Source organism: Mesorhizobium sp. WSM4310 (assembly GCF_007003935.1).
In the GTDB taxonomy this organism is placed as follows: Bacteria; Pseudomonadota; Alphaproteobacteria; order Rhizobiales; family Rhizobiaceae; genus Mesorhizobium.
In genome coordinates, this window is sequence record NZ_VFTA01000006.1 from 169498 (window position 1) to 195038 (window position 25541).

A 25541-nucleotide genomic window follows, 5' to 3' on the forward strand; every position below is an offset into this window, starting at 1 on the left:
TTATTCCGGGAACTTCGAGACGATGATGAACATCACGGTGCCGGCGAGCATGGTGATGAAGGAATAGGTGTAGAGCGACAGCGCGAAAGGCTGGAACAGCATCAGGAAACCGATGGCGATCAGTGCGGTCGCGATGTTTTCCATCAGGCCGCGCCGCGCCCAGGCCGGCCAGCGCGATTTGCGTTTGACGGGATTGGTCATGCTCATTTGCGCACCGCGCCAAAGGTGATGCCGCGCAGCAATTGCTTGCGAAGCAGGATGGTAAAAACCAGGATCGGCACCAGGAAGATCGTCGTGCCGGCCGCCACAGCCGGCCAGTCCTGGCCGCCTTCGCCGATGATGGTCGGGATGAAAGGCGGCGCGGTCTGCGCCGTGCCCGAGGTCAAGAGTGCCGCGAAAGCATATTCGTTCCAGGCGAAGATCAGGCAGAAGATCGCGGTCGCGGCAATGCCGGTGGTCGCCTGCGGCAGCACGGTGCGCCAGAAGGCCTGCAGCCGCGTGTAGCCGTCGATCATCGCCGCTTCCTCATATTCGCGCGGGATCTCGTCGATGAAGCCTTTCAAGAGCCATACCGCCAGCGACACGTTGACCGCCGTGTAGAGCAGGATCATGCCGAGCGCGGTGTCCGACAGGCCAAGCTCGCGGTACATCAGGTAGATCGGAATGGCGACCGCGATCGGTGGCATGAAGCGGGTCGACAGGATGAAGAACAGAAGGTCGTCGGCGAGCGGAACCTTGAAGCGCGAGAAACCATAGGCCGACAGCGTGCCGAGAAAGACCGCGCAGAAGGTCGAGCCGAAGGCGATGATCAGCGAGTTGAGGAAGCGCGGCAGGAAGTTGGACGGGCCGGCGATCACCATGTTGCGCTTGCGCACGGTCTCGTCGCAGAAGCCGGTCGCCGGCCCCAGCGAGTTGATGTATTCCGGCGTCTGCCGCGTCCGCGTCGTGAACAGGTTGCAATAGCCTTCGATGCTCGGCTGGAACACGATTTTTGGCGGATAGGCGATCGAATCCGGCGGCGTCTTGAAGCTGGTGGCGAAGATCCACAACAGCGGCACGATCGAGATCAGCGCGTAGGCGATGATGATCGCGCCGGCGATGCGCTTCGAATTCGCTGACGGTGCGACGACCGAATGGGCAGTGGTCAGGCTCATCTCTGCTTCACCTTGTTGAGCGCCTTGACGTAGATGTTGGCCAGCCCGAACACCGCCACGAACAGGATGATGGCGAAGGCCGAGGAATAGCCGGTGCGCCAGCTCTCGAAAGCCTGCCGCTTCAGCGTGATCGAGGCGACCTCGGTGGTCGAGCCCGGCCCGCCGCCGGTCAGCAGGTTGACCATGTCGAACATCTTGAAGTTCTCGATGCCGCGAAACAGCACCGCCAGCATGATGAAGGGCAGCGCCATCGGCAGCGTGATCGACCAGAATTGCCGCCAGTTGGACGCGCGGTCGACCTCGGCCGCCTCATAGATGTATTCGGGGATGGAGCGCAGCCCGGCGAGGCAGATAAGCATCACGTAGGGCGTCCACATCCAAGTATCGACGATGATGATCGACCATGGCGCCAGCGACACGTTGGAAAGCATCTGGATGCTTGTCGGCGGGATGCCGCTGACGAACGAGATGACATAGGAGAACAGGCCGATCTGCGGCTCGTAGAGGAAGCGCCAGAAATTGCCGACCACCGCCGGCGACAGCATCATCGGCACCAGGATCAGCGTCGTCCAGAAGGCGTGGCCGCGGAATTTCCGGTCGATCAGCCAGGCCAGGGTGAAGCCGATCAGCGTCTGCAACAGGATGGTCCAGAACACGAAATGCGCCGTCGTCTGCATGGCGATCCAGATGTCCTGGTCGCCGAGGATGCGCTGATAGTTGGCAAAGCCGAGATTCTTCACCACTTCGTTCGGCCGGTTGGCCCGGAAGTTGGTGAAGGATAGGTAGATCGCCCAGAACAGCGGGAAGATGTTGATGGCCAGCAGCAACAGGATCGTCGGCGAAATGAACAGCCAGGCGAGGCCCTTGTCGCTGATGCCCCGGACCTTGCGAGCCAACGGTTCCGGGGTCGCCCGGGCAACGTTCTCCGCGGTCCGATTGAGCATGGTCAGTCCTGCTTCGGTCACTTGGGTCGTCTCTGTGATGGAATTTATCTGAACTGCGTCCCGTGCCAAGGGTGGCACGGGACGCGTCGGTCTGGCTCGGGAGGAGCCGGTTATATCTTGCCCCGGTTACATCTTGCCATCGTCCTGGAACACCTGGGTCCAGTCCTTGACCAGGCCGTCGAGTGCATCCTTGGCCGAACCCTGGCCGGCGACGACATAGTCATGGAAGCGCTTCTGCGAGGCCTGCAGCAAAGGCGCGTAGCTCGGCTCGGCCCAGAAGTCCTTCACGATGGCCATCGAGTCGAGGAAGGTCTGCGCATAGGGCTGGCTGGCCGGGAATTTCGGGTCCTTCACCACGGCGTTCAGGCAGGAATAGCCGCCGAGCGACCACCACTTGGCCTGCACGTCCTTGTTGGCGAACCACTTGATGTATTTCAGCGCCGATTCCTGCTTATCGGAATAGGACACCACCGAAATACCCTGGCCGCCGAGCTGGGCGAACTGGTCGCCGTCGGGTCCCTTCGGGTTGACGAAGTAACCGATCTTGTCGCCGCCGACATTCTCGTCCTTCTGCAGGCCGGGCCAGGTAAAGGCGAAGTTCATGTGCATCGCCACCTGTCCGGATTTGAAGGCATCGACGCCTTCGCCCATATAGCTGTTGGAGGCGCCGGGCGGCGTGCAGCAATCATAGAGCGCCTTGTAGAATTCCAGCCCCTTCACCGATTTCTCGGAATTGACGAAGCCTTCCATCTCGTAGGGCTTCTTCGGGTTCTCATACTGGAAGCCGTAGCTGTAGAGCACGTCCATGGCGCCCATGGTGATGCCTTCCGAGCCGCGCTCGGTGTAGATCGAGGCGCCATAGACCGTCTTGCCGTCGATCTGCCGCTTCTGGAAGAATTCGGCGATCTGTTTCAGCTGGTCGAAAGTGGCCGGCGGGCCGAGGTCCCAGCCATACTTTTCCTTGAATTCCTTCTGCAGCTCGGGCTTGGAGAACCAGTCCTTGCGATAGGTCCAGCCGACGACGTCGCCCATGGCCGGCAGCGCCCAGTAGTTCGGCGTGTTTTTCGGCCATTCCGAATAGCCGACGACGGTCGCCGGCACGAAGTCGTCCATGCTGATCTTCTCCTTGTCGAAGAAGTCGTTCAGCTTGACGTAGTGGCCGTTCTCGGCCGCGCCGCCGATCCACTGGCTGTCGCCGATGATCAGGTCGCACAATTTGCCGTGCGAGTTCAGTTCGTTGAGGAAGCGGTCGGCATAGTTGGTCCACGGCACGAACTCGAATTTCATGCCGATGCCGGTTTCCTTGGTAAAATCCTTGGACAGTTCGACGAGTGCGTTGGCCGGGTCCCACGCGGCCCAGCAAAGCGTCAGGTCTTCAGCGTGTGCGGCGTTTGAGACGGCTGTCGACGCTGCAATCGCCGAGGCCAGTCCCAACGCCAGTTTCAAGCTCGATTTCATGCCTTCCTCCCATTTGCGAAACGCGCCCGGATGACGGTTTCAAGAGCCTCAACCTCTCTCCTCAGAGGCCTAAACATGGCGGCGCCGGAGCACGGCAGATGTTTAGTAATTTGTTTAGTGATGCAATTTTTACTAAACAACGCAAGCGAATTCGTTGCTGCGTCGCAACATGACGAAACGGATGATTGAAATTGTTGGGAAATGGTCGCCGGATGTTTCTCCGGCAGCGGCTCAGCCGGCCTCGCTGATGGCGTTCGTCTGTGGCGTCACCGGCCGGACCGGCGGCGCGGGCGGCAGCAAGGCGCGTATGTCGGCGAAGGGAAATGTAGGCTCGAAGCGAAAAGCCTCGGCCAGAGAACCGGGGAAGGCGTTGCATTGGCCGGCGCGAAATTCATTCTGGATGCGCGCCCGGTCGACATATTGCTCCGGCCGCTGTGACCGGTGCATGCGGATCGCCTGTGTCTTGATATCCCGGTAGGCGGAAATATCGACATAGTGCGTCGGCGAGAACCCGGTGCCGCCCATCGTATCGGCAAGCAGCACCGGAACCGCGAACGAGGCCGCGATGCGCACGCCGTCCGACAGCGCGCGGTGGTCGGCGTGATAGTCGTTGGACGCGTGCGTGATCACCAGCTCAGGCCCGGTCTCGCGGATCAGCGTTTTCAGCGCGCCGATGAGCGCGGCATCGGCCACCAGCTCGCTGTCGGGAAAGTCGAGAAAGCGTGGCGCGGCACCAAGTAGTGCTGCCGCCGCCGTTGCTTCCTCGCGGCGCACACGCGCAAGGACCGTGGCATCACTCTTGCCGCCCTTGGCCCCATCCGTGGCCACGGCAAAAGTCAGTTCTGCGCCTTGCGCCGCGTAGGCGGCCAGAGTACCGAACATGAAGATCTCGATGTCGTCCGGATGCGCACCGAGCGCCAAAATTTTCAAGCTGCTCTCTCCCGGAAATGGAAAAACGTGCCGAACGGAATCCTGCTCGCTCTGCTCGCCTATGCAAGCTATTCGGGCAGCGATGCCGTTATCAAGAGCCTGGGCGGACAGTTCACCGTCTTCGAGATCGGCTTCTTCGTCACTTTGTTTGCCGGCTTTTTCCTGTTCTTCACCCGCCCGGCCGCTGAACGCTGGCGCGATTTCTGGCGCATGAAGCGGCCATGGGCAGTGCAGGCGCGCGCCTGGGCCGGCATCGCCTCCGGTGTGCTCAGCGTCTATGCCTTCACCCACATTCCGCTTGCCGAAGTCTACGCGCTGATCTTCCTGGCGCCCTTGCTGGTTACCATCCTGTCCACCGTCATCCTGAAGGAAAAGGTCGGCCCCTGGCGATGGCTGGCGGTGGTGGCCGGCTTTGCCGGGGTGATGCTGGTGGTGCGGCCGGGTTTTCGCGAATTGAACCTCGGCCACCTGGCTGCCTTCGTGAACGCCTTCCTCGCAGCAGCTAGCGTCATCCTGCTGCGGTCGCTCGCCCAGCAGGAAAAGCGCACCTCGATGCTCGGCGTGCTTGTCGGCTATGGTCTGCTGTTCAACGGGGCGGGCACTGCGGCCACCTCCTTCACCTTGCCGAATGCCATGCAGCTCGTCTGGCTGGCAATGGCCGGCGCCTTCACCGCGGGTGGGCAATTCATGCAGCTGCTCGCCGCCAAATACGCTCCCGCCAACCGGATCGCGCCGACGCATTATTCGCAGATCGTCTGGGCGGTGATCCTCGGCGCGCTGTTCTTCCGGGAATACCCGGACTGGCTGTCGCTGGTGGGCCTTGCGGTCGTCGGCGGGGCGGGCCTGCTGACCATGGTGCGCGAGGAGGTGCGGCTGGGCACCGTGCGCTGGAACCCGTTTGCGCGCACCCGGCTTTGAGCCGACGCCGGTTGCACGGTGACCGTGACCGCTGATATGCGGACGCGATGACGACAAGATCCCTGCCGGAGCTTCCGGTATCCGCCGTGCTGCCGGCGCTGGGTGCGGCGCTGGCCGAACGCAACAGCGCCGTGCTGGTGGCGCCGCCCGGCGCCGGCAAGACGACGCTGGTGCCGCTGGCGCTGCTCGATGCGCCATGGCTGGGGACAGGCAAGATCGTCCTGCTCGAACCGCGCCGGCTCGCCGCCCGCGCCGCCGCGCGTCGCATGGCGCAATTGCTGGATGAGGAGCCCGGCGCGACAGTCGGCTATGCCATGCGCATGGAAAACCGCACCTCGGCCAAGACCAGGATACTGGTCGTCACCGAGGGCGTTCTGGCGCGCATGATCCTCGACGATCCCGAACTGCCCGGCGTCTCGGCGGTCCTCTTCGACGAATTCCACGAGCGCTCGCTCGACGGCGATTTCGGCCTGGCGCTGGCGCTCGACGTGCAGGGTGCGCTGCGGCCGGATCTGCGGCTGCTGGTGATGTCGGCGACACTGGATGGCGCGCGCGTGGCAAAACTCCTTTCGGGCGCGCCGGTGATCGAAAGCGAGGGCCGCGCCTTCCCCGTCGACATAGGCTACGACGAACGGCCGGCCGGCGTCCCGATCGAGGATGCGATGGCCAAGGGGATCCGCGCCGCCCTTGCCGACGAGAGCGGTAGCGTGCTTGCCTTCCTGCCCGGCCAGCGCGAGATCGAGCGCACCGCCGAACGGCTGGCCGGCAAGGTCGGCGCCGACACCGACATCGTCCCGCTTTATGGCCAGCTCGACGGCAAGGCGCAGGACGCCGCGATCAAGCCGGCACCGCCGGGCCGCCGCAAGGTGGTGCTGGCGACGTCGATTGCCGAGACCTCCATCACCATCGACGGCGTGCGTGTCGTCATCGATTCCGGCCTGTCGCGCCTGCCGCGCTATGAGCCGGCGAGCGGCCTGACGCGGCTGGAGACGGTGCGCGTCAGCAAGGCATCCGCCGACCAGCGCGCCGGCCGCGCCGGGCGCACGCAGGCCGGCGTCGCCATCCGGCTCTGGCGCGCCGAACAGACGGCGGCACTTCCCGCCTTCACGCCGCCGGAAATCCTCGAAGCGGACCTTTCGGGCCTGTTGCTCGACTGTGCCGCCTTCGGCGTCGCCGACCCGACCGGTCTCGCCTTCCTCGATCCGCCGCCGGCGCCGGCGCTCAACGAGGCAAGGCTGCTGCTGCGCGCGCTCCATGCCATCGACGATGCGGGGCGTTTGACGGAAGCGGGCGCTTCGATGCGCAAGCTCGCTCTGCCGGTGCGGCTGGCGCATATGGTTGCCGAGGCCGCCAAGAGCGGCCATGCGGGCGAGGCGGCCATGCTGGCCGTGCTGCTCACCGAACGCGGCCTTGGCGGCGACGGCGCCGATCTGGAGCGGCGGCTGATGCGCTTTCGCGGGGAAAGATCGCCCCGCGCCACCGCCGCGCGCCAGCTCGCCGAACGGCTGGCCAAACAGGCCGGCGGCGCGAAGAACGGTGAACCCGTTTCCGCCGGCGCGCTCCTCGTGAACGCCTGGCCGGACCGCGTCGCCAAGGCGCGTGGCGAGCGCGGCCGCTTCGTGCTGGCCAATGGCTCCGGCGCCATGCTCGATGCCGCCGACCCGCTGGCCGGCGAGCCGTTTCTGGTCGTCGCCGACCTGCAGGGCAAGGCGCAGAATGCCCGCATCGCGGCTGCCGCGGCAATAAGCGAGGACGACATCCGCGCCACGCTGGCCGACCGGATCGAAACACGTCGGCGGACCAGCTTCGATCGCGAGCGCCGCGCCGTGCGTGTGCGTGAAACCGTTCGCCTCGGTGCCATCACGCTCGCCGAACGGATGCTGCCGGCTCCTTCAGGCGCCGATGCCGACCGCACCATAATAGATGCGCTGCGCGAGCACGGCCTGTCGCTGCTCGGCTGGAGCAAGGAGGCCGAGACGCTGCGCCAGCGGCTGTCCTGGCTGCATCGTGGCCTCGGCGCACCCTGGCCCGACATGTCGGATGAAGCGCTGATCGAACGCCTCGACGACTGGCTGCTGCCCTTCCTGTCGGGGGCGGCGTCCCTGGCCGCCATCGATCCCGGAGTTGTCTCGGCCGCCCTGGCCTCGCTCGTGCCGCACGAGCTGCAGCGCAAGGTCGATGCACTGGCGCCGACGCATTTCGATGCGCCGTCCGGCAGCCATGTGCCGATCCGCTATGACGGCGAATGGCCGGTTCTGGCGGTGCGCGTGCAGGAGCTGTTCGGCCTCGACCGCCACCCCTCGATTGCCAACGGCACCGTGCCGCTGACACTCGAGTTGCTGTCGCCGGCGCACCGGCCGATCCAGACGACACGCGACCTGCCCGGCTTCTGGCGCGGCTCCTGGGCCGATGTGCGCGCCGACATGCGCGGGCGCTATCCCAAGCATGTCTGGCCGGAAAATCCGCTGCTTGCCGCCGCTACAGCCCGTGCCAAGCCACGCGGGAGCTAGCGCTCCTGCTTTCCCGGCTGTAATCCATGGCCATGATCAACATCCTGAACGCGCCCGATTTTCAGCAAAGCCAGCGGCTGCGCCTGAACACGCTGATCCGGCTGCGCTGGCTGGCCATCGTCGGCCAGAGCGTGGCGGTGCTTGTCGTCGCCTATGGGTTGAAATTCCCGCTGCCGGTCAGCCTGTGCTTCGCGCTGATCGCCTGTTCGGCCTGGATGAACCTGTTCCTGGCCTTCCGCTTTCCGGCGGCGCACCGGCTCACCCCGTTTGCCGCCTTCGGCATCCTGATCTTCGACAGCCTGCAGCTTGCCGGGCTGCTCTATATGACCGGCGGCCTGACCAATCCGTTCTCGCTGCTGATGACCGTGCCTGTCGTCATTTCGGCGACGTCGCTGCCGCTACGCCTCACCGCCATCCTCGGCGGACTGGTGATGCTGGCGGCGACCTTGCTGGTGTTCTTCCATCTGCCGTTGCCCTGGTATGAAGGCGCGCCGCTGGCCATGCCTTTCATCTATGTCGCCGGCATGTGGATGGCGGTGCTGTCCTCGATCGCCTTCACCGCCATGTATGCCTTCCGGGTGGCCGCCGAAGCGCGGCTTTTGGCCAATGCGCTTGCCGCCACCGAGCTGGTGCTGCAGCGCGAACAGCACCTTTCGGCGCTCGACGGCCTGGCGGCGGCGGCCGCGCATGAGCTCGGCACGCCGCTCGCCACCATCACGCTCGTCGCCAAGGAGATGGAAAAGGCGCTCGGCAGCGACCCGAAATACGGGGAAGACGTGAAGCTGCTGCGCTCGCAAAGCGAACGCTGCCGCGAGATCCTCAAGCGCCTGACCAGCCTTTCGTCGGAGGGCGAGGCGCATCTTTCCCGTTTGCCGCTGACGTCGCTGGTCGAGGAGGTCACCGCGCCGCATCGCGACTTCGGCATCTCGATCAAGCTTCGCCCGGGCGAACGCACCGGCCCGGAGCCGGTCGGGCGCCGCAATCCGGGCGTCATCTACGGCCTCGGCAATCTGGTCGAGAACGCCGTCGATTTCGCCCGCAAGAGCGTCACCGTGCGCTGGAGCTGGGACGAGGCGACCGTCACCTTCTCGATCATCGATGACGGGCCTGGTTTCCCACCCGAAATCATCGACCGCATCGGCGAGCCCTATATGTCGACGCGCCAGGGCACCGAGGCCGGCGGCGGCCTGGGACTCGGCCTGTTCATCGCCAAGACTCTGCTCGAACGCTCGGGCGCCACGCTCGATTTCCGCAATTCGAGCGGCCTGGGCGAGGGCGCCGTGGTGCAGATTTCGTGGCCGAGATCGGTCTTCCTGAACCCGGAAACGGCCCCGGCCACCATGTTTGACACTGCGTGAATTGGACAATAGCGGCGCAAAACTATATCTGCGTAAAATTAAGGCAGCAGGAATTCTCACGACGATGACAGGCGATGAAAATATTGGCGCAATGGTTGAAGGCGAGGACACCTCGCTTCTGATCGTCGATGACGACAAGCCGTTCCTCACGCGTCTGGCCCGCGCCATGGAAACCAGGGGTTTTGTGGTCGAGACCGCCGAGAGCGTCGAGGAGGCCGTGGGCAAGGCCCGCGCCAATCCGCCGGCCTATGCTGTGGTCGACATGCGGCTCGGCGACGGCAACGGCCTCGATGTCGTCGCCGCCATCCGCGAGAAGCGCGAAGATTCCCGCACCATCATCCTGACCGGCTACGGCAACATCGCCACCGCGGTGACCGCGGTGAAGCTTGGCGCCGTCGATTATCTGTCGAAGCCTGCCGATGCCGACGACATCTTCGCCGCCCTCACCCGCACCTCGGGCGAGCGCGCCGCACCGCCGGAAAACCCGATGTCGGCCGACCGCGTGCGTTGGGAGCATATCCAGCGCGTCTACGAAATGTGCGAGCGCAACGTTTCCGAAACAGCGCGCCGGCTCAACATGCATCGCCGCACGCTGCAGCGCATACTGGCCAAGCGCGCGCCGCGTTAGGATCCAGGACACGCAAGGCAATTGCCTTGGGCCGATTTCGAGTTCGCGGTGGAGGCCGTCAATTCTCAAAGTCAGCGCCGCCCCTCATCGCCCTGCCGGGCACTTCTCCCCGTATAGTGACGGGGAGAAGGGGGCTGGCCGCGATGCCGGCGCCCTTCTTGCGACGTTGGCGATTGGCGAAATCGGCGATGACAGCGCCCCTCTCCCCGTCACTATACGGGGAGAGGATGCCGGCAGGCAGGTGAGGGGCGACACCGGCGTTTGGATAGTGAAGCCTGCTGATCAGGCGGCTTAACGGAGGCGACATGCAGGATTTGAAGCAGCGGCCGGTTTCCGTCTTCCGCGAATTCCTCGACAGCGAGGCGGCTGGCGGCATCATCCTGATGGTGGCGGCGGCACTCGCCTTGATCGTCGCCAACTCACCGCTCGCCGAAACCTATTTCTCCGTTCTCCATGCCTATCTCGGCCCGCTCAGCATCTCGCACTGGGTCAATGACGGGCTGATGGCGGTGTTCTTCCTGCTCGTCGGGCTGGAGATCAAGCGCGAGATGCTGGACGGCCAGCTGTCGACCTGGCCGCGCCGCGTCCTGCCCGGCATCGCCGCGGCCGGCGGCATGGTGGTTCCGGCGCTGGTCTATGTCTTGATCAACCGCAACAATCCGGCGGCACTCTCCGGCTGGGCGATCCCGACCGCCACCGACATCGCCTTCGCGCTTGGCGTATTGTCGCTGCTCGGCAGCCGCGTGCCGGCTTCGCTGAAGGTCTTCCTGACCGCGCTCGCCATCATCGACGACCTCGGCGCTGTCATCATCATCGCCATCTTCTATACGAGCGGCCTGTCGCTCATCTATCTCGGCGCCGCCTTCGCCGTCATTGCGGTGCTTGTCGTGCTCAACCGCATGCGGGTGATGACGCTGGTGCCCTATCTCGTGCTCGGCGCAATCCTGTGGGTATTGGTGCTGAAATCGGGCGTCCACGCCACGCTTGCCGGCGTTGCGCTGGCGCTGACCATTCCGCTCGAGCGCTCCGCCGGGATCGGCCACGATCTCGACCATTCGCCGCTGCACCGGCTCGAGCACGGCCTGCACAAGATCGTCCCCTTTTTCGTCATCCCGATCTTCGGCTTCGCCAATGCCGGCGTTTCGCTCGCCGGCCTGAGTTTTGGCGCGCTGATCGAGCCGCTGACGCTGGGCGTCGCCGCCGGCCTGGTGGCCGGCAAGCTGGTCGGCGTGTTCGGCTCCTCGGCACTCGCCATAAGGCTCGGCCTGGCCGACCTGCCGGCCCATGCCGGCTGGTCGCATATGATCGGCATCTCGCTGCTCTGCGGCATCGGCTTCACCATGAGCCTGTTCATCGGCCTGCTCGCCTTTGCCGGCGACGTGGCCCTTCAGGATGCGGTCAAGGTCGGCATCCTCGCCGGCTCCTTCGTCGCCGCCATCTTCGGCGCCGCCGTGCTGCTGATGGCGCCGGCCGCGGGTGGGGCGGAAGACGGTGAGGAGTAGCGGCGCGGTTCGCGGTTCCGCGAACTATTCGCTCTCCCCTTCCAGCGCCGGCACCGAGACGCCGGCCAGTTCCGCCGCCAGCAGCCGCGCCGCACCGGCGCGCGCGATGCGCAGCATCAGCGCCTTGCGCGTTGCCGCCGCCATACGGTGCTCCGGCGCCTCGCGCAGGATCTCGGCGCCATAGCCGTCGGAGAGGATGAAGCCGCACTCTTCCGGAAAGATCTCCGCCGGCACGCCGGGATGGGTGGCGAAGAAGAAGCGGTCGGAATGCAGCCGGTAATCGGGCCATTTGCGGTCGACCCGGAAATCCTCGATCGAGGATTTGATCTCGATAATCCAGATGTCGCCCTGACGTGTCAGCGCCACGAGGTCGGCGCGGCGGCCGGTGGCCAGCGACAGTTCAGGCAGCACATGCGCGCCCATCGCCATGAGCAGCCGCTGCACGCCGCGCCGCACCAGCATGGCGCGTTCGGACTGGCGACCGTCGATGAGGGGGTTGATTGCGATAGGGGAAATGATCGGCATGGCAGGCACCATGCCAGATTTTGTTCACGGTTTGAACTCTTTTGTGATAGGCGACTGTATATTTGACAGACCCAATTAGCAGGAGTAAAATGCGGGTTCGTTGGCTTTAGGGCTAATTGGGCCACCTATTTCTAATTCCAACAGCGATAATGTCCTATCGTTAACCCCACCATTCTGACGCGTGAACGCCGGCGGCGCGTCGTACCCATAGGCCCGCATTTGTAGGAGTATCCTATGACTGTGGGTGAAGTCGCCGCCGCGCTGAGTATAGCGGCGAGCATGGTCGGGATGGTTGCATCCCTCCTTGCTATCCGCGCCCATCTGCGACGCAAGTGAACTAGGCGGCCCGCTCACAAGGCGGGCCGTTTGCGTTTCATAAGCTGGCGCTGATAGGGTCTCATTCCCAATATAGAGGAAAGGGAACGCAAATGGCGAAGGCGAAAAAAGTCGTAAACTTCCCCCGGCATCTTTTCAACGAGGCGGAAGTTATCGCAGACTTCAAGAAACTGGTTGAGGCCTCCGAAAAGTCCGAGGACTTCAAACGCATCGCAAAGGCAGTTATTGCCGAGATGCTCCAATACCGCGCCAGGCAGAACAAGGTTGAGGCGAAAGAGCCGGTGAAGCCTGCGCCTACAAGGCGCCTCCCCCTTCTGCCGACGAAGAAGGCCGCTACCCAGCCGTAGGAAATGGCTTCACGCCTTCAAGTATTTGCCCGCCTTAATAAGCGGCCACGCTTCAGCGTAGGGCATGACGCTTTCGTGCTTAGCCTTCCAATGAGCGTCAATTCCGTCCCACCCGTTGCCCTGAAACACATGCTGGCACTCGGGACAGACTTTCAGCCCATGGGATGATTTTGCTACCTTTCTAAGCGCCGCGTTCAACGGCTCTTCGGAATCGACGGTTTCGATCTTGCGAGCCAGATCGCGAAATTTTTCGATTTGGGGCTTGGTGGGGGTCTTCGGCATCTCTAGCACCTTTCGAATTACATAATCGGTCTAGATCGACTTATCTGTAACGCATTGTTTTACCGGCGCTTTTTCCGGGTGTTGACAAAAGTTTAAGAATCTGGCGGCGAACCAATTACATAAACTAGAACCAATACGGAACATAGCGCGCATTGCGCTTTGCTTGGTCCTCGTCTAGCGCCCTAATCAGATTTGCGTCTCTCGCGTCCGCTATCACCAGCGAGACCTGTGGGTACTGTTTCTCGCTCAAACCGAGCCTCGTTCGAAATGACGCATTGCTCATGTGCTCGTTCTTTTCCGTGCACAAACAGGCATGCTGATAGCAAGCTCTAACTCGTTCTTCCTTCGTCATATCTGCAAAGGTTTTCGGCCCATAAAGCGTAACGACAGTCGAGTTTTCTTCCTCCTGAAAGAGTGGTGGTGGCAGGATTGCGCGTTCAATAGCGGTCAATGCTCGATCTACGCCGCTGCCCCGTTCCTCACAAATACCCAAACGGCGCATCAAATGTCCGAAGCGGCTGTTGCGCGAGGTGGACGGCGCATTGATGAATCTGTCGAGCGGCACGAGAGGCTTCCCAGGATTTGTAACTTTCAGGCGGTCGGTGAAGACCTCAATAACCGGGCCGTCGCCGTTGGCGGTGAAATCCTGATGGATAATTGCGTTCGCCACGATCTCGCGGACCGCGACCTTTGGGATGGAATGAACAACCACTCTTTTCCCGTGCTGCATTTCTTCGCTGGGATTGAGATACCCCATTACAAAATCGAGCAACGCCTCAAATGTTACGCCGTAGCCTTTTTGGCCGTGAAGCTCCCGCAGCATTTCGGTTTTTGCTTTTCCCCGATAGGCAATTACCCGCGCCCCCTTTCGCTCCAGACCAGCAATTTTCCGCATGTTCTTGGCAGCCGCGATGGCAAGAAGATTTGTCACGTCAAAGCCGCCTTGCCTGTTGTCGCGTATCAGATCCTCTTGGATGAGGTATTCCACATACCCGCCGACAGTCTGCCTTGTGAGGCCTAATCCGCCAAGCAATTCTGGCACGTGAAACCTGTCCATCAATTGCTCTACAGGCACGTGAGACTGAACGAATGCCTGCTCGAACGAAAAGCGGTTTGTGGTCTGCCAAAGTGCCCGCTCTCGCTCGCTGTCGTTACCCACCGGGTGAAGCGACGTATCAATCCGAATGTATGCAGTTCCATTGAACTTTACCGGCTGTTGGTAGCCATGGGAGACCGCTAGCACCTCAACACGTTTGCCCTCTATGAAGACGCTTTTCAGATCGATCATGACGCGCGGAAAGAGGCGTCCGTTAAGCCAGTGCAGGAAAGTATCATTCCCGACTTTTTCATGCGCAAGCTTAACGGTCGTGCCAAGGATATTGTGGGTTCCATCTTCGACGCCGAACACAAGATAGCCGCAGTCTTCGTCGGCTAGAATGGCACCGTTTGAAAGCGCCGAAACATATTTTCCAACCGTGTCTGGCTGAAACTCATTGACCTTAAATTCAAGCCACTCGCTCTCGCGAGGATAACCGACCAGCCGTCGCACCAGTTGTTCAGCGTCATGGATAGTCATTACTTGGACCGCTTACGGCTGCGACGTTCAAAACGCCAAAGAGGCAACGTCAATTGGACCGGTTTACGATAGTGCGTTTCCTTAGATTTCAACAGGCCTGCGATAGGTCAGTCGCTTGCCCTTGGCACCATTCAAGGCGATGAGCGAACGAACGTTGTCGTCAATGCCCATGGCAACGCGGTTCAAATAGCGGAAGTCGAATTCCGCCAAATAGCGATGCAGATAGTGTTCGGCGCAATGCTGATAGACGCCTTTCATGCCGCGCTTGAAGATAGAGAAATAGCCTTCGACCGTGTTGGTGTGGACGTTGCCGCGAACGTATTCGTCCTTCGAGTGAGTGACGAATTCATGCGAGGCGAAATCCCGGCTGGCGCGGCGATAGATGCCGCTTTCGTCCGTCATGATCGCGCTTTCCTTGGAAATGTTGGCGCGGACGATAGGCATCACCGTGCCCATACGGGCAGTATCGACATGGAAGGTGCGGACGCGGCCACCGCGCTCAACCAGAGCAACCACGGTGTTCTTGTGCGCGCCACCACCGGGCTTAACCGGCGTGCCCTTCAAGCGGCCAATGTAGGTTTCGTCCACTTCGACAAACTTGCCAGCTCCACCCATGGGCGTGAAGTCATCCGAGCGCATGGCTTCGCGGATGCGATGGCAAAGGAACCAAGCGGTCTTGTACGTGATCTCCAGCGCGCGGTGCAGCTGATGAGCCGAAACGCCTTTCTTGCTGGCACACATAGCATGCAGAGCCTGCAACCAAATGTGAAGTGGCAAATGGCTTTCCTCGAAGATGGTGCCCATGCGAACGGTGAACTTCTTGCGGCAATCGCTGCACTTGTAGAGGCCGTGTATTTCGAGGCCATGCGGGTTCTTCTTGGAAGGCTTGGTGCGACCGCCCTTCAAGGCATAGTGCTTTTCCATCGAGCCGCAATGAAAGCAGACCGGACCCTGCGGCCACAGCATGCCCTCGACGTGTTCGAAGGCGGCGGCTTCGTCGTGGAAGTAGGGGCGGGACAGAACGGACATAGCGATAACTCTTTGGAATCGTTATCGCACGTCCGTTTGGGTCTGTCAAATATATAATCGCCTTGTGACGGGCGATTATCTGGTTGACAAACCAAGAGTCCGAGGGAGCCCCCGATGACAAGGTTGACTAGTTGCTGACGGATTGGGCATAGAGGCATACAAGGTCTGAGGGCGGGACGGTGACGCATCGGTCTGCAAAACCGACGTAATGGGTTCAATTCCCATTCAGACCTCCACCCCCCTAGCAGGCCGGTTCAGTCCTCTTGTTGACGCTTCCGTCGCGCCAGTTCCTTTATCTGCTCATTGGTGAGCTTCGGTGCGTGGGCGATCTTGTTGACCGCCGCCTCGAAAGCGTCGTCGGATTGATCCGCGCCCACCTCTAGGGAATCACCTAATGGTGCCTCTCCCGAGCGGATGCGCTGGGCATACTACCGGCAATGTGCCATGGTTGAATGTCGGAGGCAGCATGACCCAGTTGATACTTGCTGGAACGATCGGCGGCCTTCTTGGCAGCGGGATGGCTCTAATCGGCGTTCGGCAGGCGAGAATTCTCGACTGCATCGTCACGTTCGGCATGTTGATGCTAGGGCTGACGTGGTTTGTGGTCTAGCCCTTCTATTGCCCACGCTTCTGCCGCGCCGATTCCATTATCTGCTCATTGGTGAGCTTGGCGCGTGAGCGATCTTGGTCCTGCGGGCTACGGGTTTGTCAAATATATGATCGGCTCGTGATAGGCGACATTATACGCGGGCAGACCTACAACCGATGCAGGCCCGTAGGGGGTGGTGGTAGGGAAGTCGAATCTGTCTAGCAGACCGATGCAGACCCCTGCGGCTGGGAATCAGTTCGATTCGCGCTGACGTACGCGTTGTTTTTCGAGGAACCGCTTGGCGTGTTCCCCCCACTCCGCTGCCGTGGTTTTGTGCTCTTGAACGTATGTGTCGAAAGCCTTGCGCAGAGCGTCCAGGTCCAAAGCCCAAAACTGCTTGTCTTTTTCGTCGTTCAATATTGTGTCGCCAGGCCCATTGGGCTGACGGTATGCCCTTCAAGTCAAGCCTTCAAGAACCGATCCTGACTTCTTTTGGGTGTATCGGCCTTAAATATTCATCCCGTGGAAGTGCGGAACAGGTTCTGCTCTCTGAAGTTGGCAGTCCATGGGCAGGACTTCAGTCTTAATTGAGATGAAGCTAATATAGATATAGCTTAGGCAGTGCGGAGACGATCCCAAAAGCCTGACCCGCAACGACCCGGCACGACCCCATGTCCCCCCGACTGCGAGCGTGCCGGGTCGTTCCTGCGGGTGCGTGGCAAGCGGCGCATCCAAGGCGCGATCGCTCGCGGAACAATGGTCTGTCGATTATGCAATCGCGATATGCCGGCCGATTAGGTGGCGAACCCCAGCCCTGGGGACCTTCCGTGATCGCGCAATATCCGGCTGGGGGCAGTCTGGTATTCATCTCTGTGGAGCCCTATGTCGTGGCGATCAACTTGCGCTCTTCACTAGAGAGCGGCAAGACTAAAGTCTTGCGTGCCGGTGTACAAAGGTCTGAGGGGACCTTTTAGGTTCCTCAAATGTCCATTAGACGTTCCATTACTTTAGATAGTCGGCATATAAGGGTTGGCGTAAGGAATATGCCTGGCGGAATGGCCGGCGCAGTTTGGCTTTGGGTTATAGGGGGCTGCACCGGCCATTGCGGGTTTGGGCTTTGGGTGTGATTGTCCCCGCGCTGATTAACCTATATGTATATTAGCAATCGCGCAAATAAGACTGAAGTCCCTGGTTCCACCGGACCTGGCCGGACGTCCTCATAATCTTGATTTTCGCCAGCCAGCCTTCCGGGCTTCTTGCTCCGAACAGAACCAGCGTTCGCCCTTCCACAAGCTGATCCGGGTCTCGTTGTAATATTGCTGTCCGGGAACGTGATAGATGCGCTCGCCCGTATTGTAGCTGATGTTTCCCTTGATGTTGCAGCCCACCAGAGGCGGCCCGGCCTTGACTGCGATCAGGCTGGCCAGGATGGCGATCGCCGCGGCAATCAACGTCCACCAGATGGTGTTGCGCGAGGGACGCCAATGCCGGCGACGCCTGGCGCGCCTTCGCCAGCGGTCGGAACGATTGTCGTAGCGAGACTTGTCCACTCCCCCTCCCGAGGGGAGAATGCCGCCGCTCCGGCGATGTGTCTATAAGCATTGTCTAACTTAATGGCGCGCCGTTCCGGCCGGCAGAAGGCGAACACTGGCGCCCAATGCGGTGCATGACGGAAAGCCATCTCTCTCGCTCTGCCCAAAATCCCTGCTAGGGGTCTGCTATGGTCTCGCCGGGACGGCCTTGTCGCCAGGCGCCGCGGCCCCTGCCATGTCATCCAGGATCGGGCAATCCGGCCGCTCGTCGCCATGGCAGGCGTGGATCAGTTTCTGCAGGGTCGAGCGCATCGACTGCAGCTCGCGCACCTTCTCCTCGATGGCCGTGACATGGGCGGCGGCGATCTCGCGCACGTCGGCGCTGGCGCGGCTGCGATCCTGGTAAAGCGCCATCAGCTGGCGGCAATCGTCGATGGAAAAGCCGAGGTTGCGCGCGCGGCGCAGGAAGGTCAGCCGATGGATGTCGTCACCGGAATAATCGCGGTAACCGTTGGCGGCGCGCGCCGGCGCGATCAGGCCGATCTCCTCATAGTAGCGGATGGTCTTGGCCGGCAGGCCTGAACGATGGGCGGCGTCGCCGACATTCATGGCGTTGTCCTCGATCTTGCCGGGCCCGCGAGTCAGGCCCATTGAATTTCCTTCACAATCCGGTGAAGGCTGTTGCCGAAATGCCATACTGATACGCTTACCAGCACGTAAGTCCCAGCATATAGGCATCGTGCGCTTGGCAAGCAAAGCAAATGCCAGCATGAATGAAGGCAAGAAAGCGGCCGACTCGTGCCGCTGAAGTTTGGGCAGGGCACCGGATCATCTCATGCGCATGAAGTCGCTTGCAATAATTGCCGCATTGGCGCTGTCCACGGCCATCGCCGGCTGCAGCACCATAGGCGGACAGATCTTCTCCAACGACTACGGCGCAGTGACCGATGCTGGCTACCAACTGCCGCGCGTCCCGATCGAAAAGGTGCCGAGGCAGTATCGCCGGCAGGAAGTGAACTACGACACCAAGGAAAAGCCGGGCACCATCATAGTCGATACGCAGAACAAGTACCTCTACTTCGTCGAGGGTGACGGCCTGGCGATCCGCTACGGCATCGGCGTTGGTCGCGAAGGCTTCGAGTGGCACGGCACCGCCCATATCGCGCTGAAGCGCGAATGGCCGACCTGGACGCCGCCCCGCGAAATGATCAGGCGCCAGCCGGAACTGGCGAAGTTCGCCAATGGCATGGAGCCAGGCCTGAAGAACCCGCTTGGCGCGCGCGCCATGTATCTCTTCAACAAGGGCGGCGACATGGGCTACCGCCTGCACGGCAGCCCGGAATGGAATTCGATCGGCAAGGCGATGTCGTCCGGCTGCATCAGGCTGATGAACCAGGACATCATCGATCTCTATGACCGCGCCTCGGTCGGCGCCAAGGTCATCGTGATGTAAGGACCATGATCCCTCGCGGGGTCACGGACGAGAAGACAAGTTCATACGCGGACCGTCTAGGCAACAACGGACGTCCCAAACAGAAAACCGGGCAATTCGGCTCGGTTTTTTGTTTTTTACGACTGAAGTCGTGCTGGCAACGGGGACGATCAGGCGACCTGTTCGACCTGCTGCACTTCCGGCACGAAATGCCGAAGCAGGTTCTGGATGCCGTGCTTCAGCGTCGCCGTCGATGACGGGCAGCCGGCGCAGGCACCCTTCATGTGCAGGAACACCGTGCCGTTCTCGAAGCCGCGGAAGGTGATGTCGCCGCCATCCTGGGCCACCGCCGGGCGCACCCTGGTGTCGAGCAATTCCTTGATGGTGATGACAAGTTCCTCGTCCGCCTTGTCGTAGAACTCGCCGGTCTGGCTGGTCTCCGCGGCCGGGCCGCTTTTCGCCATGACAGGCGCACCCGACATGAAATGCTCCATGATGGCGCCGAGGATCGCCGGCTTCAGGTGCTGCCAGTCGGGCCCGTCCTTGGTCACCGTGATGAAATCGTAGCCGAAGAAGACGCCGGTGACGCCGGGGATTTCGAACAGCCGGCCGGCCAGCGGCGAGGCTGTTGCCGCGCTGTCGGCATCGCGGAAATCGGCGGTACCTTCCACCAGCACTTCCTTGCCGGGCAGGAATTTCAGCGTCGCCGGATTGGGCGTCGATTCGGTCTGTATGAACATGGCCGTCTCCGTGCCCGCTACGGGCAGATAGTTTGGAATAGTTCTAAATAGGCTTTATCGGCTGGACATTCAAGCGAAACGCATCGCCCGAACGGTTGGCTGGCGGAATGTTTTTGCTGGCTGGGGGACAGAATCCCGGGCGGGCGTCAGGCGAGGCTGTCGATCTCCTCGTCCGACAGATTCTGCGGCACCACCGTGACCGGAATGGGGAAGGCGGCGCCCTTGCCGGCCACGGCACCGACCAGCGGCCCGGGACCTTCCTTGCCGGCGCCGGCCGCCAGCACCAGGATGGCGATGTCCTGGTCCTCCTCGATCAGTTTGTGGATCTCTTCCGTCGGCTTGCCTTCACGCACCACCATCTCCGGCTCGATGCCAAGCTTCTGGCGTACCTTGTTGGCGTAGCCATCGAGAGCCGCCCGCGCCGTGGCGTTCGCCTCCTCGCGCATGATCTTCTCGACGCCCAGCCAATGCTGGAAATCGTCCGGCACGATGACATAGAGCAGCACCAGCGTGCCGCTGGTGCTCTGCGCCCGCTTCGAGGCGTAGGCGACGGCGCGCTCGCACTCGGGCGTATCGTCGATGATCGTCAGGAATTTCCTGCGATGACCGGCTTCGCGGCTGAGGCGTTTGGAGACCATGTCTATCTACCTAGTGTCGTGATTTCGAAGTTCGCCTGCTTTCGATATCGCGCTCCGAGCGAACTTCGAAATCAAAAACGACACTGGAAATCAATAGTTTGCTCGTGTCCCTGATTTTGAAATTCGCATTGCCCTTGATATCCAACTCTGGCGAACTTCAAAATCAGTGACGCGAGTGCGTTTTCGGCCGCAATCTGCCACCGCCGCCGACCGGCGGCAAGCCGCCGACCTTAGGCCAGTATGTCTTGCGCCGGAATGGTGCGCTGCACTGACGATGCGGATCAGTTCTGAAGCAGCCCGATGATGTCGCGCACCGTCTTCATCGTCGCCTCGGCGAGCACGCCGGCGCGTTCGCCGCCATCCCTGAGCACCGCGTCGACATAGGCGCGGTCGCCTTCGATGCGGCGCATCTCGCCGGCGATCGGCGCCAGCTTCTCCACCGCAAGGTCGGCCAGTGCCGGCTTGAACACGGAAAACTGCTGGCCGCCGAATTCCTTCAGCACGTCGGCCTTCGACATCTCGGCCAGCCCGGCATAGATGCCGACCAGGTTTTCCGCTTCCGGCCGGCTTTCCAGCCCGTCGACTTCGCTCGGCAAAGCCTCGGGATCGGTCTTGGCCTTGCGGATCTTCTTCGAGATGGTGTCGGCATCGTCGGTCAGGTTGATGCGTGACAGGTCCGACGGGTCCGACTTCGACATCTTCTTCGAACCGTCGCGCAGGCTCATGATGCGCGCCGCCGGGCCGCCGATCACCGGTTCGGTGATCGGGAAGTAGCCGTTCACCGTCTCCTCGCCGACCTGCATCTCGACGCCGACGCCAAGCCGGGCGATGCGGTCGGAAAAATCATTGTTGAATTTCTGGGCGATGTCGCGGGTCAGCTCCAGATGCTGCTTCTGGTCCTCGCCCACCGGCACATGCGTGGCGCGGTAGAGCAGGATGTCGGCAGCCATCAGCGAGGGATAGGCGAGCAGGCCCAGCGAAGCATTTTCGCGGTCCTTGCCGGCCTTGTCCTTGAACTGCGTCATCTTGTTCATCCAGCCGATGCGCGCGACGCAATTGAAGATCCAGGCAAGCTCGGCATGCTGCATCACCCGCGACTGGTTGAAGACGATGTGCTTCTTCGGGTCGATGCCGGAGGCAAGGAAGGCGGCGGTGATCGAGCGCGTCTGGTCGGCAAGGTCGTCATAAACGAGTTGCGCGGTCAGCGAATGCAGGTCGACGACGCAGTAGATGCAATCGGACGTGTCCTGCAGGGCGACGAATTTCTTGATGGCGCCGAGATAGTTGCCGAGATGCAGGTTGCCGGTCGGCTGGACGCCGGAAAAGACGAGTGGCTTGAAGGCGGACATGGGTTCCTCATGGCTTGTGGAGGGCCGTATAAGCATGATTCCAAAAAGTTGCAGACTTTTTGGAGCCAATCACGCGGCTGGAAACCGCGCGCGGCGAAAGTCTTGCGACGGCGCGCTTATGGACGACGGGTGAAAAACCGGCAAGAGGTATCAGCGGGCTGGGCGGAACTTTGCCAGCAGCCGCGTGCCTTTTGCAACAATGCTTCGCCACCCCAACGGGGTCACCACTATGTCGGCAACGCCGATGCCGCTGCGTCCCGCGGGTCTTTGCAATCTGGTCAGATGAAGTTCCAGAATCGTATGATCGTGCCTTCGTAGCGCCGTTTCAAACGTCGCTTGTGCGTTCCAGAGATTGCCTTCCTGGCGCACGTTGCAAAGGCTTGCCACAGCCGGCTGTCCGTTTGCGGACAATTTGAGCTCGGTCAGCGCCTCGCGTAGGGGGTGCCGGATGTCCAGGCGAATCCACGCCTTGCCGGCATATTTGAACGGCACAAGCAGCTTTGGGCGCGGATTGCAGCCGACCCACAATACCCAGTCGCCGCCCGCTTCGAGTGGAAACCAGTCGAGCGCTTTTGGCGAGTTGTCCTGCTTGATGACCTCGCGCTGTCTGAGCTTGCGCAGATCCGGGCGGACGACGCCCTTGGCCATCGCATTCTGACTCGAAACCTGACCATTTTCATAGCGCTCGTAGTCCGGATGAACGACGATCATGTAAGCGCCGGCGGCCTTCGCCTTGGCCAGTTCGGACGCCAGATAGCCGTCATATCCCGGCCGGGCTATTCGCCGGACCATTCGCTCCTGCTCGTCCGAAGTGTGGCTCGTATAACTCAGGTAGCGGTGGCCGGCCGCGAACTTGTGGACAGTGACCCGCTGTGTCGAGACAAAATTCATCCCGGACCTTGCCGCCCGCAAAAGGAAATCCGCGTCAACGGGCGCTGTGATCTCTTTGGCATGGCGCCATTTCCCAATTCGATCGGTGACGTCGCGTCGGTGACCGAAACTGGAAGGCGGGAAGAAGTGCCTGAGAGCGGTGTCCGATTCGTCGAAAATGCCGGTCACCCACCGAAAATTGCTTGCCCTGGGGCCATGAAAGATCGCGCCGCTCACGACAAAGTCCGGCTGCGGGTTGTGCCCGAAAAGATCTGCCAGTGCCTGGAGATGGTCCGGAGCCCAGATATCGTCATGACCGAGATAGGCAATGTATTGCCCGCGCGACATCTCTATGCCCGCATTGTTGGGGAAGGCTTGGCTGCCGCCGCGCTCGGGCAGGTTCAGCCAGCGGATTTGCGGAGACGCGAGCGCCCGAACCACATCGGCCGTATCGTCAGTGCAGCAATCGCCTACCACCAACAGCTCGAAGTCCCGACAGGTCTGGCGCAGCACCGATTGTATCGACGGAAGAATATGTCTGCCGCGATTGTAGGTGGCCATGATGACGGAAAACGTGGTCATGTTTATCCGAATTTGTAAGGGATGCCTGGATGATCGTAGGGGATTCGTGATTTGTCCGGATGTTTAGGATCGTAGACGGTTGTCGGCATGTTGATGAATGTCGCGATGCTCTTGCCCCGATTCTGAATCCCGTGAACGACACAGGGCGGAATCGTCAGCAGGATCTTGTTCGCCGCACCGACGTCGAGGACCTCCAGTTTTTGGTATGTCGGGCTATCCTCGCGCAGATCGTAGAGTACGACCCTGAGGTCGCCATTTGTATAGGCGAGCCGGTCGAACTGTCGTTTGTGATAGACCCACGCCCTGATCGATCCCGCCTCGGCCGATACCAGATAGACATGTGGCGGCGGACTTATGGGCTCCAGCAGTGCCGACATGAGGACCGTAAGCTCGCCACGCTTGTCGCCCCTTGTAACCAGCCGCTGCATCCGCACGCCCGCTATCGGATTTTCAATGGAAATGTCTTCCAGAAGCGGAACGTCGTCTCCCCAAGGCTGATCATCAACAAAATCTTCGAGTGATAGCCTGTCCATCGAGCCCTCCAACGTTAGTGGCAACGCAATCTAGGCTTGTCCTGCTGTCAGTCGGCGCCAAAGGCAATACACGAAGAGGCGATGGCGCCTCAGCACTCGCATATCCACAGGGTTCAAGGCGGTCGCACGGCATCCGCGGCGGCAGTATCAAGAGTCCGGTGATCGTCAGCCGACAGGCGGCGATCCCTTACGCCCGATATTTCTCCGGATCATGCCGAAATCAGCGCCGCCGGTGGCAAAGGCGGTGACGAAGTAGAGCAACGCCCCGCCGGCCACCAACGCCAGCAGCGTCGTCGCCTTGACGACCAGCGGCGAGCCGGGACCGAGCCTGGCGGCCAGCCAGTGCTCGGCGAAATACAGCGCCACCGCCATCACCGCCGCCGACAGGACCAGTCGGGGAATGCGCTTCAGGAGCGGCACGTCGCGGCCCCAATGGCCGCGCCGGATCAAGACCGCAAGCAGCATCAGCGCGTTGACCCAGCCGGCCACGGCCGAGGCCACCGCAATGCCGGGTGCGCCCATCCTGGGAAACAGCGTCAGCGCGGTGGCGACGTTCACCGCCACCGAGATGGCGGCGAAGATCATCGGCGTGCGCGTGTCCTCGCGGGCGAAATAGCCCGGGGTGAAGGCCTTGATCAGCACGAAGGCCGGCAGGCCAAGGCCGAAGATCGCCAGGATCGCCGCCACGGTCGGCGTCGAATGGTTGGCGGCGAACGCGCCGCGCTCATAGACCAGCCGCACGATCGGCTCCGACATCACCCAGAGCGCCGCCGCCGCCGGCAGCGTCATGAACAGGGTGAATTCGACGGAGCGGTTCTGCAGATTGGCCGCCTCGATGAGATTGCCCGATTTCAGCGCCCGCGACAGTTCCGGCAACAGCACGATCGCCACCGCCACGCCGACCACACCGAGCGGCAGCTGGTAGACGCGGTCGGCATAGGCGAGCGAGGACACCGCACTGTCCTGCGCCGACGCGATCGCCGTGCCGATCAGCTGGTTGATCTGGGTGATGCCGCCGGTGATCGCCGCCGGCAGGGCCAGGATCAGCAGGCGCTTGACGTTCGGCGTCATCTTCGGCCGGCGGAAGCCGATCGAGATGCCGGCATTGCGCACCGCCACCCACACGATGGCGAGCTGCACGAGCCCCGCAGCCAGCACGCCCCAGGACAGGCTGAAGCCTACGGCATGCGCGTCCAGCCCGCGGTACCAGGCATAGCCAAGCACGCTGATCAGGATGATGTTGAGGAAGGCGGGCGCGATCGCTGCCGCGAAATAGCGGCGCAGCGAATTCAGCATGCCGGCCATCATGGCCGCCAGCGACATGCAGATGAGATAGGGGAACATGATCGTCGCCAGCAGGACGGTCGTCTCGAACTTGCCCGGCGTGTCGGCAAAGCCAGGCGCCACCAGGTAGCGCACGAGCAGCGGCATCGCCAGTTCCATGGCGATGGTCAGCGCCAGCAGTGCCGAGAACAGGACGCCGAACACTTCCTCGGAAAAACGTTTGGCGCCGTCGGTGCCGTGCGTCTCGATCTCCTTGGCAAACAGCGGCACGAAGGCTGCGTTGAAGGCGCCTTCGGCGAACAGCCGGCGAAAGGTGTTGGGGAATTGGAACGCCGCGTTGAAGGCGTCGGCCACCGGTCCGGTGCCGAGCGCCGCCGCCATCAGCATCTCGCGGCCGAAACCGAGCGCGCGGCTCATCAGCGTGCCGGAAGCGACGGTAGCGAATTTCTTGACGAGGCTCATGCGTTCGAAGACTGCCTTAGAGCGGTTTTCCCG

General features: G+C 61.8%; 26 protein-coding genes and 1 tRNA gene. 9 read left to right on the forward strand and 18 right to left on the reverse strand.

Annotated features, from left to right (window positions below; translation table 11 throughout):
* The 5 genes from FJV80_RS09715 to FJV80_RS09735 all read right to left on the reverse strand — a co-directional run bounded on the left by FJV80_RS09715 (nt 1) and on the right by FJV80_RS09735 (nt 4486).
* Nucleotides 1-207, reverse strand: coding sequence for a hypothetical protein (locus tag FJV80_RS09715; RefSeq protein WP_095771666.1), 207 nt, complete (start codon nt 205-207; stop codon nt 1-3).
* On the reverse strand, nt 204-1154 hold the full coding sequence (locus FJV80_RS09720; RefSeq protein WP_010913114.1) for a carbohydrate ABC transporter permease: 951 nt from the start codon (nt 1152-1154) through the stop codon (nt 204-206). Before FJV80_RS09720 ends, FJV80_RS09715 begins: the two co-directional genes overlap by 4 nt.
* Nucleotides 1151-2098 (reverse strand): sugar ABC transporter permease, encoded by a 948-nt coding sequence (locus FJV80_RS09725; RefSeq protein WP_095771946.1) that lies wholly within the window; start codon nt 2096-2098, stop codon nt 1151-1153. The genes FJV80_RS09720 and FJV80_RS09725 overlap by 4 nt, the downstream gene beginning before the upstream one ends.
* Before the next feature lie 126 nt (nt 2099-2224).
* Nucleotides 2225-3556 carry an ABC transporter substrate-binding protein gene (locus FJV80_RS09730; protein ID WP_095771667.1) on the reverse strand — a complete coding sequence of 444 codons (1332 nt, stop codon included), beginning with the start codon at nt 3554-3556 and terminating at the stop codon, nt 2225-2227.
* 231 nt (nt 3557-3787) lie between these two features.
* Entirely contained in the window at nt 3788-4486 is a 699-nt protein-coding gene (locus FJV80_RS09735; RefSeq protein ID WP_142876231.1) for a PIG-L deacetylase family protein, read from the reverse strand.
* A gap of 27 nt (nt 4487-4513) precedes the next feature.
* On the opposite strand from FJV80_RS09735, the gene FJV80_RS09740 reads away from it, so the two are divergent.
* The 5 genes from FJV80_RS09740 to nhaA all read left to right on the forward strand — a co-directional run bounded on the left by FJV80_RS09740 (nt 4514) and on the right by nhaA (nt 11402).
* Nucleotides 4514-5404, forward strand: coding sequence for a DMT family transporter (locus tag FJV80_RS09740; protein ID WP_142876232.1), 891 nt, complete (start codon nt 4514-4516; stop codon nt 5402-5404).
* Between the two features lie 47 nt (nt 5405-5451).
* Nucleotides 5452-7914 carry an ATP-dependent helicase HrpB gene (gene hrpB / locus FJV80_RS09745; RefSeq protein WP_142876233.1) on the forward strand — a complete coding sequence of 821 codons (2463 nt, stop codon included), beginning with the start codon at nt 5452-5454 and terminating at the stop codon, nt 7912-7914.
* A gap of 26 nt (nt 7915-7940) precedes the next feature.
* Nucleotides 7941-9272 (forward strand): ActS/PrrB/RegB family redox-sensitive histidine kinase, encoded by a 1332-nt coding sequence (locus FJV80_RS09750; RefSeq protein WP_095771671.1) that lies wholly within the window; start codon nt 7941-7943, stop codon nt 9270-9272.
* A 64-nt stretch (nt 9273-9336) separates the two neighbouring features.
* Nucleotides 9337-9900 (forward strand): ActR/PrrA/RegA family redox response regulator transcription factor, encoded by a 564-nt coding sequence (locus tag FJV80_RS09755; RefSeq protein ID WP_010913121.1) that lies wholly within the window; start codon nt 9337-9339, stop codon nt 9898-9900.
* 305 nt (nt 9901-10205) lie between these two features.
* Nucleotides 10206-11402 (forward strand): Na+/H+ antiporter NhaA, encoded by a 1197-nt coding sequence (gene nhaA, locus FJV80_RS09765; protein WP_142876235.1) that lies wholly within the window; start codon nt 10206-10208, stop codon nt 11400-11402.
* Nucleotides 11403-11426: 24 nt separating this feature from the next.
* Here nhaA and FJV80_RS09770 read toward each other — a convergent pair whose 3' ends face one another.
* On the reverse strand, nt 11427-11927 hold the full coding sequence (locus tag FJV80_RS09770; protein ID WP_167470424.1) for an MmcB family DNA repair protein: 501 nt from the start codon (nt 11925-11927) through the stop codon (nt 11427-11429).
* 428 nt (nt 11928-12355) lie between these two features.
* On the opposite strand from FJV80_RS09770, the gene FJV80_RS09775 reads away from it, so the two are divergent.
* Nucleotides 12356-12610 carry a hypothetical protein gene (locus tag FJV80_RS09775; RefSeq protein WP_142876236.1) on the forward strand — a complete coding sequence of 85 codons (255 nt, stop codon included), beginning with the start codon at nt 12356-12358 and terminating at the stop codon, nt 12608-12610.
* Between the two features lie 9 nt (nt 12611-12619).
* Here the strand turns inward: FJV80_RS09775 and FJV80_RS34480 are convergent, their stop codons facing one another.
* The 3 genes from FJV80_RS34480 to FJV80_RS09790 form a co-directional block, all read right to left on the reverse strand.
* The gene (locus FJV80_RS34480) at nt 12620-12892 is read right to left on the reverse strand and encodes a hypothetical protein (RefSeq protein WP_185975173.1); all 273 of its coding nucleotides are present in this window, start codon (nt 12890-12892) and stop codon (nt 12620-12622) included.
* 124 nt (nt 12893-13016) lie between these two features.
* Nucleotides 13017-14468: an ATP-binding protein gene (locus FJV80_RS09785; RefSeq protein ID WP_142876237.1), complete on the reverse strand. Its 1452-nt coding sequence runs from the start codon at nt 14466-14468 to the stop codon at nt 13017-13019.
* Nucleotides 14469-14549: 81 nt separating this feature from the next.
* Nucleotides 14550-15497 carry an IS1595 family transposase gene (locus FJV80_RS09790; RefSeq protein WP_142876238.1) on the reverse strand — a complete coding sequence of 316 codons (948 nt, stop codon included), beginning with the start codon at nt 15495-15497 and terminating at the stop codon, nt 14550-14552.
* A gap of 162 nt (nt 15498-15659) precedes the next feature.
* Between FJV80_RS09790 and FJV80_RS09795 the strand changes: the two genes are divergently transcribed.
* Together FJV80_RS09795 and FJV80_RS34485 are read left to right on the forward strand one after the other, a co-directional pair.
* A tRNA-Cys gene (locus FJV80_RS09795) sits at nt 15660-15733 on the forward strand.
* A 230-nt stretch (nt 15734-15963) separates the two neighbouring features.
* Nucleotides 15964-16107 carry a hypothetical protein gene (locus FJV80_RS34485; RefSeq protein ID WP_179301035.1) on the forward strand — a complete coding sequence of 48 codons (144 nt, stop codon included), beginning with the start codon at nt 15964-15966 and terminating at the stop codon, nt 16105-16107.
* A 231-nt stretch (nt 16108-16338) separates the two neighbouring features.
* Here FJV80_RS34485 and FJV80_RS34490 read toward each other — a convergent pair whose 3' ends face one another.
* The 3 genes from FJV80_RS34490 to cueR form a co-directional block, all read right to left on the reverse strand.
* On the reverse strand, nt 16339-16503 hold the full coding sequence (locus FJV80_RS34490) for a hypothetical protein (RefSeq protein ID WP_185975174.1): 165 nt from the start codon (nt 16501-16503) through the stop codon (nt 16339-16341).
* Nucleotides 16504-17303: 800 nt separating this feature from the next.
* Nucleotides 17304-17636, reverse strand: coding sequence for a hypothetical protein (locus FJV80_RS09800; protein ID WP_142876239.1), 333 nt, complete (start codon nt 17634-17636; stop codon nt 17304-17306).
* 168 nt (nt 17637-17804) lie between these two features.
* On the reverse strand, nt 17805-18227 hold the full coding sequence (gene cueR, locus FJV80_RS09805; RefSeq protein ID WP_142876271.1) for a Cu(I)-responsive transcriptional regulator: 423 nt from the start codon (nt 18225-18227) through the stop codon (nt 17805-17807).
* 226 nt (nt 18228-18453) lie between these two features.
* Between cueR and FJV80_RS09810 the strand changes: the two genes are divergently transcribed.
* Nucleotides 18454-19071, forward strand: coding sequence for a L,D-transpeptidase (locus tag FJV80_RS09810; protein WP_095771676.1), 618 nt, complete (start codon nt 18454-18456; stop codon nt 19069-19071).
* Nucleotides 19072-19220: 149 nt separating this feature from the next.
* Here the strand turns inward: FJV80_RS09810 and FJV80_RS09815 are convergent, their stop codons facing one another.
* The 6 genes from FJV80_RS09815 to murJ all read right to left on the reverse strand — a co-directional run bounded on the left by FJV80_RS09815 (nt 19221) and on the right by murJ (nt 25508).
* The gene (locus FJV80_RS09815; RefSeq protein WP_095771677.1) at nt 19221-19790 is read right to left on the reverse strand and encodes a NifU family protein; all 570 of its coding nucleotides are present in this window, start codon (nt 19788-19790) and stop codon (nt 19221-19223) included.
* A gap of 146 nt (nt 19791-19936) precedes the next feature.
* On the reverse strand, nt 19937-20428 hold the full coding sequence (locus FJV80_RS09820; RefSeq protein WP_010913128.1) for a universal stress protein: 492 nt from the start codon (nt 20426-20428) through the stop codon (nt 19937-19939).
* A 281-nt stretch (nt 20429-20709) separates the two neighbouring features.
* The gene (trpS, locus tag FJV80_RS09825; RefSeq protein ID WP_142876240.1) at nt 20710-21777 is read right to left on the reverse strand and encodes a tryptophan--tRNA ligase; all 1068 of its coding nucleotides are present in this window, start codon (nt 21775-21777) and stop codon (nt 20710-20712) included.
* A 150-nt stretch (nt 21778-21927) separates the two neighbouring features.
* Nucleotides 21928-23229, reverse strand: coding sequence for a glycosyltransferase (locus FJV80_RS09830; protein ID WP_142876241.1), 1302 nt, complete (start codon nt 23227-23229; stop codon nt 21928-21930).
* Between the two features lie 2 nt (nt 23230-23231).
* A complete protein-coding gene (locus tag FJV80_RS09835; RefSeq protein ID WP_095771680.1) occupies nt 23232-23762 on the reverse strand; it encodes a dTDP-4-dehydrorhamnose 3,5-epimerase family protein in 531 nt (176 codons plus the stop codon).
* Between the two features lie 165 nt (nt 23763-23927).
* Nucleotides 23928-25508, reverse strand: coding sequence for a murein biosynthesis integral membrane protein MurJ (gene murJ, locus FJV80_RS09840; RefSeq protein ID WP_095771681.1), 1581 nt, complete (start codon nt 25506-25508; stop codon nt 23928-23930).
* Nucleotides 25509-25541: the final 33 nt, after the last annotated feature.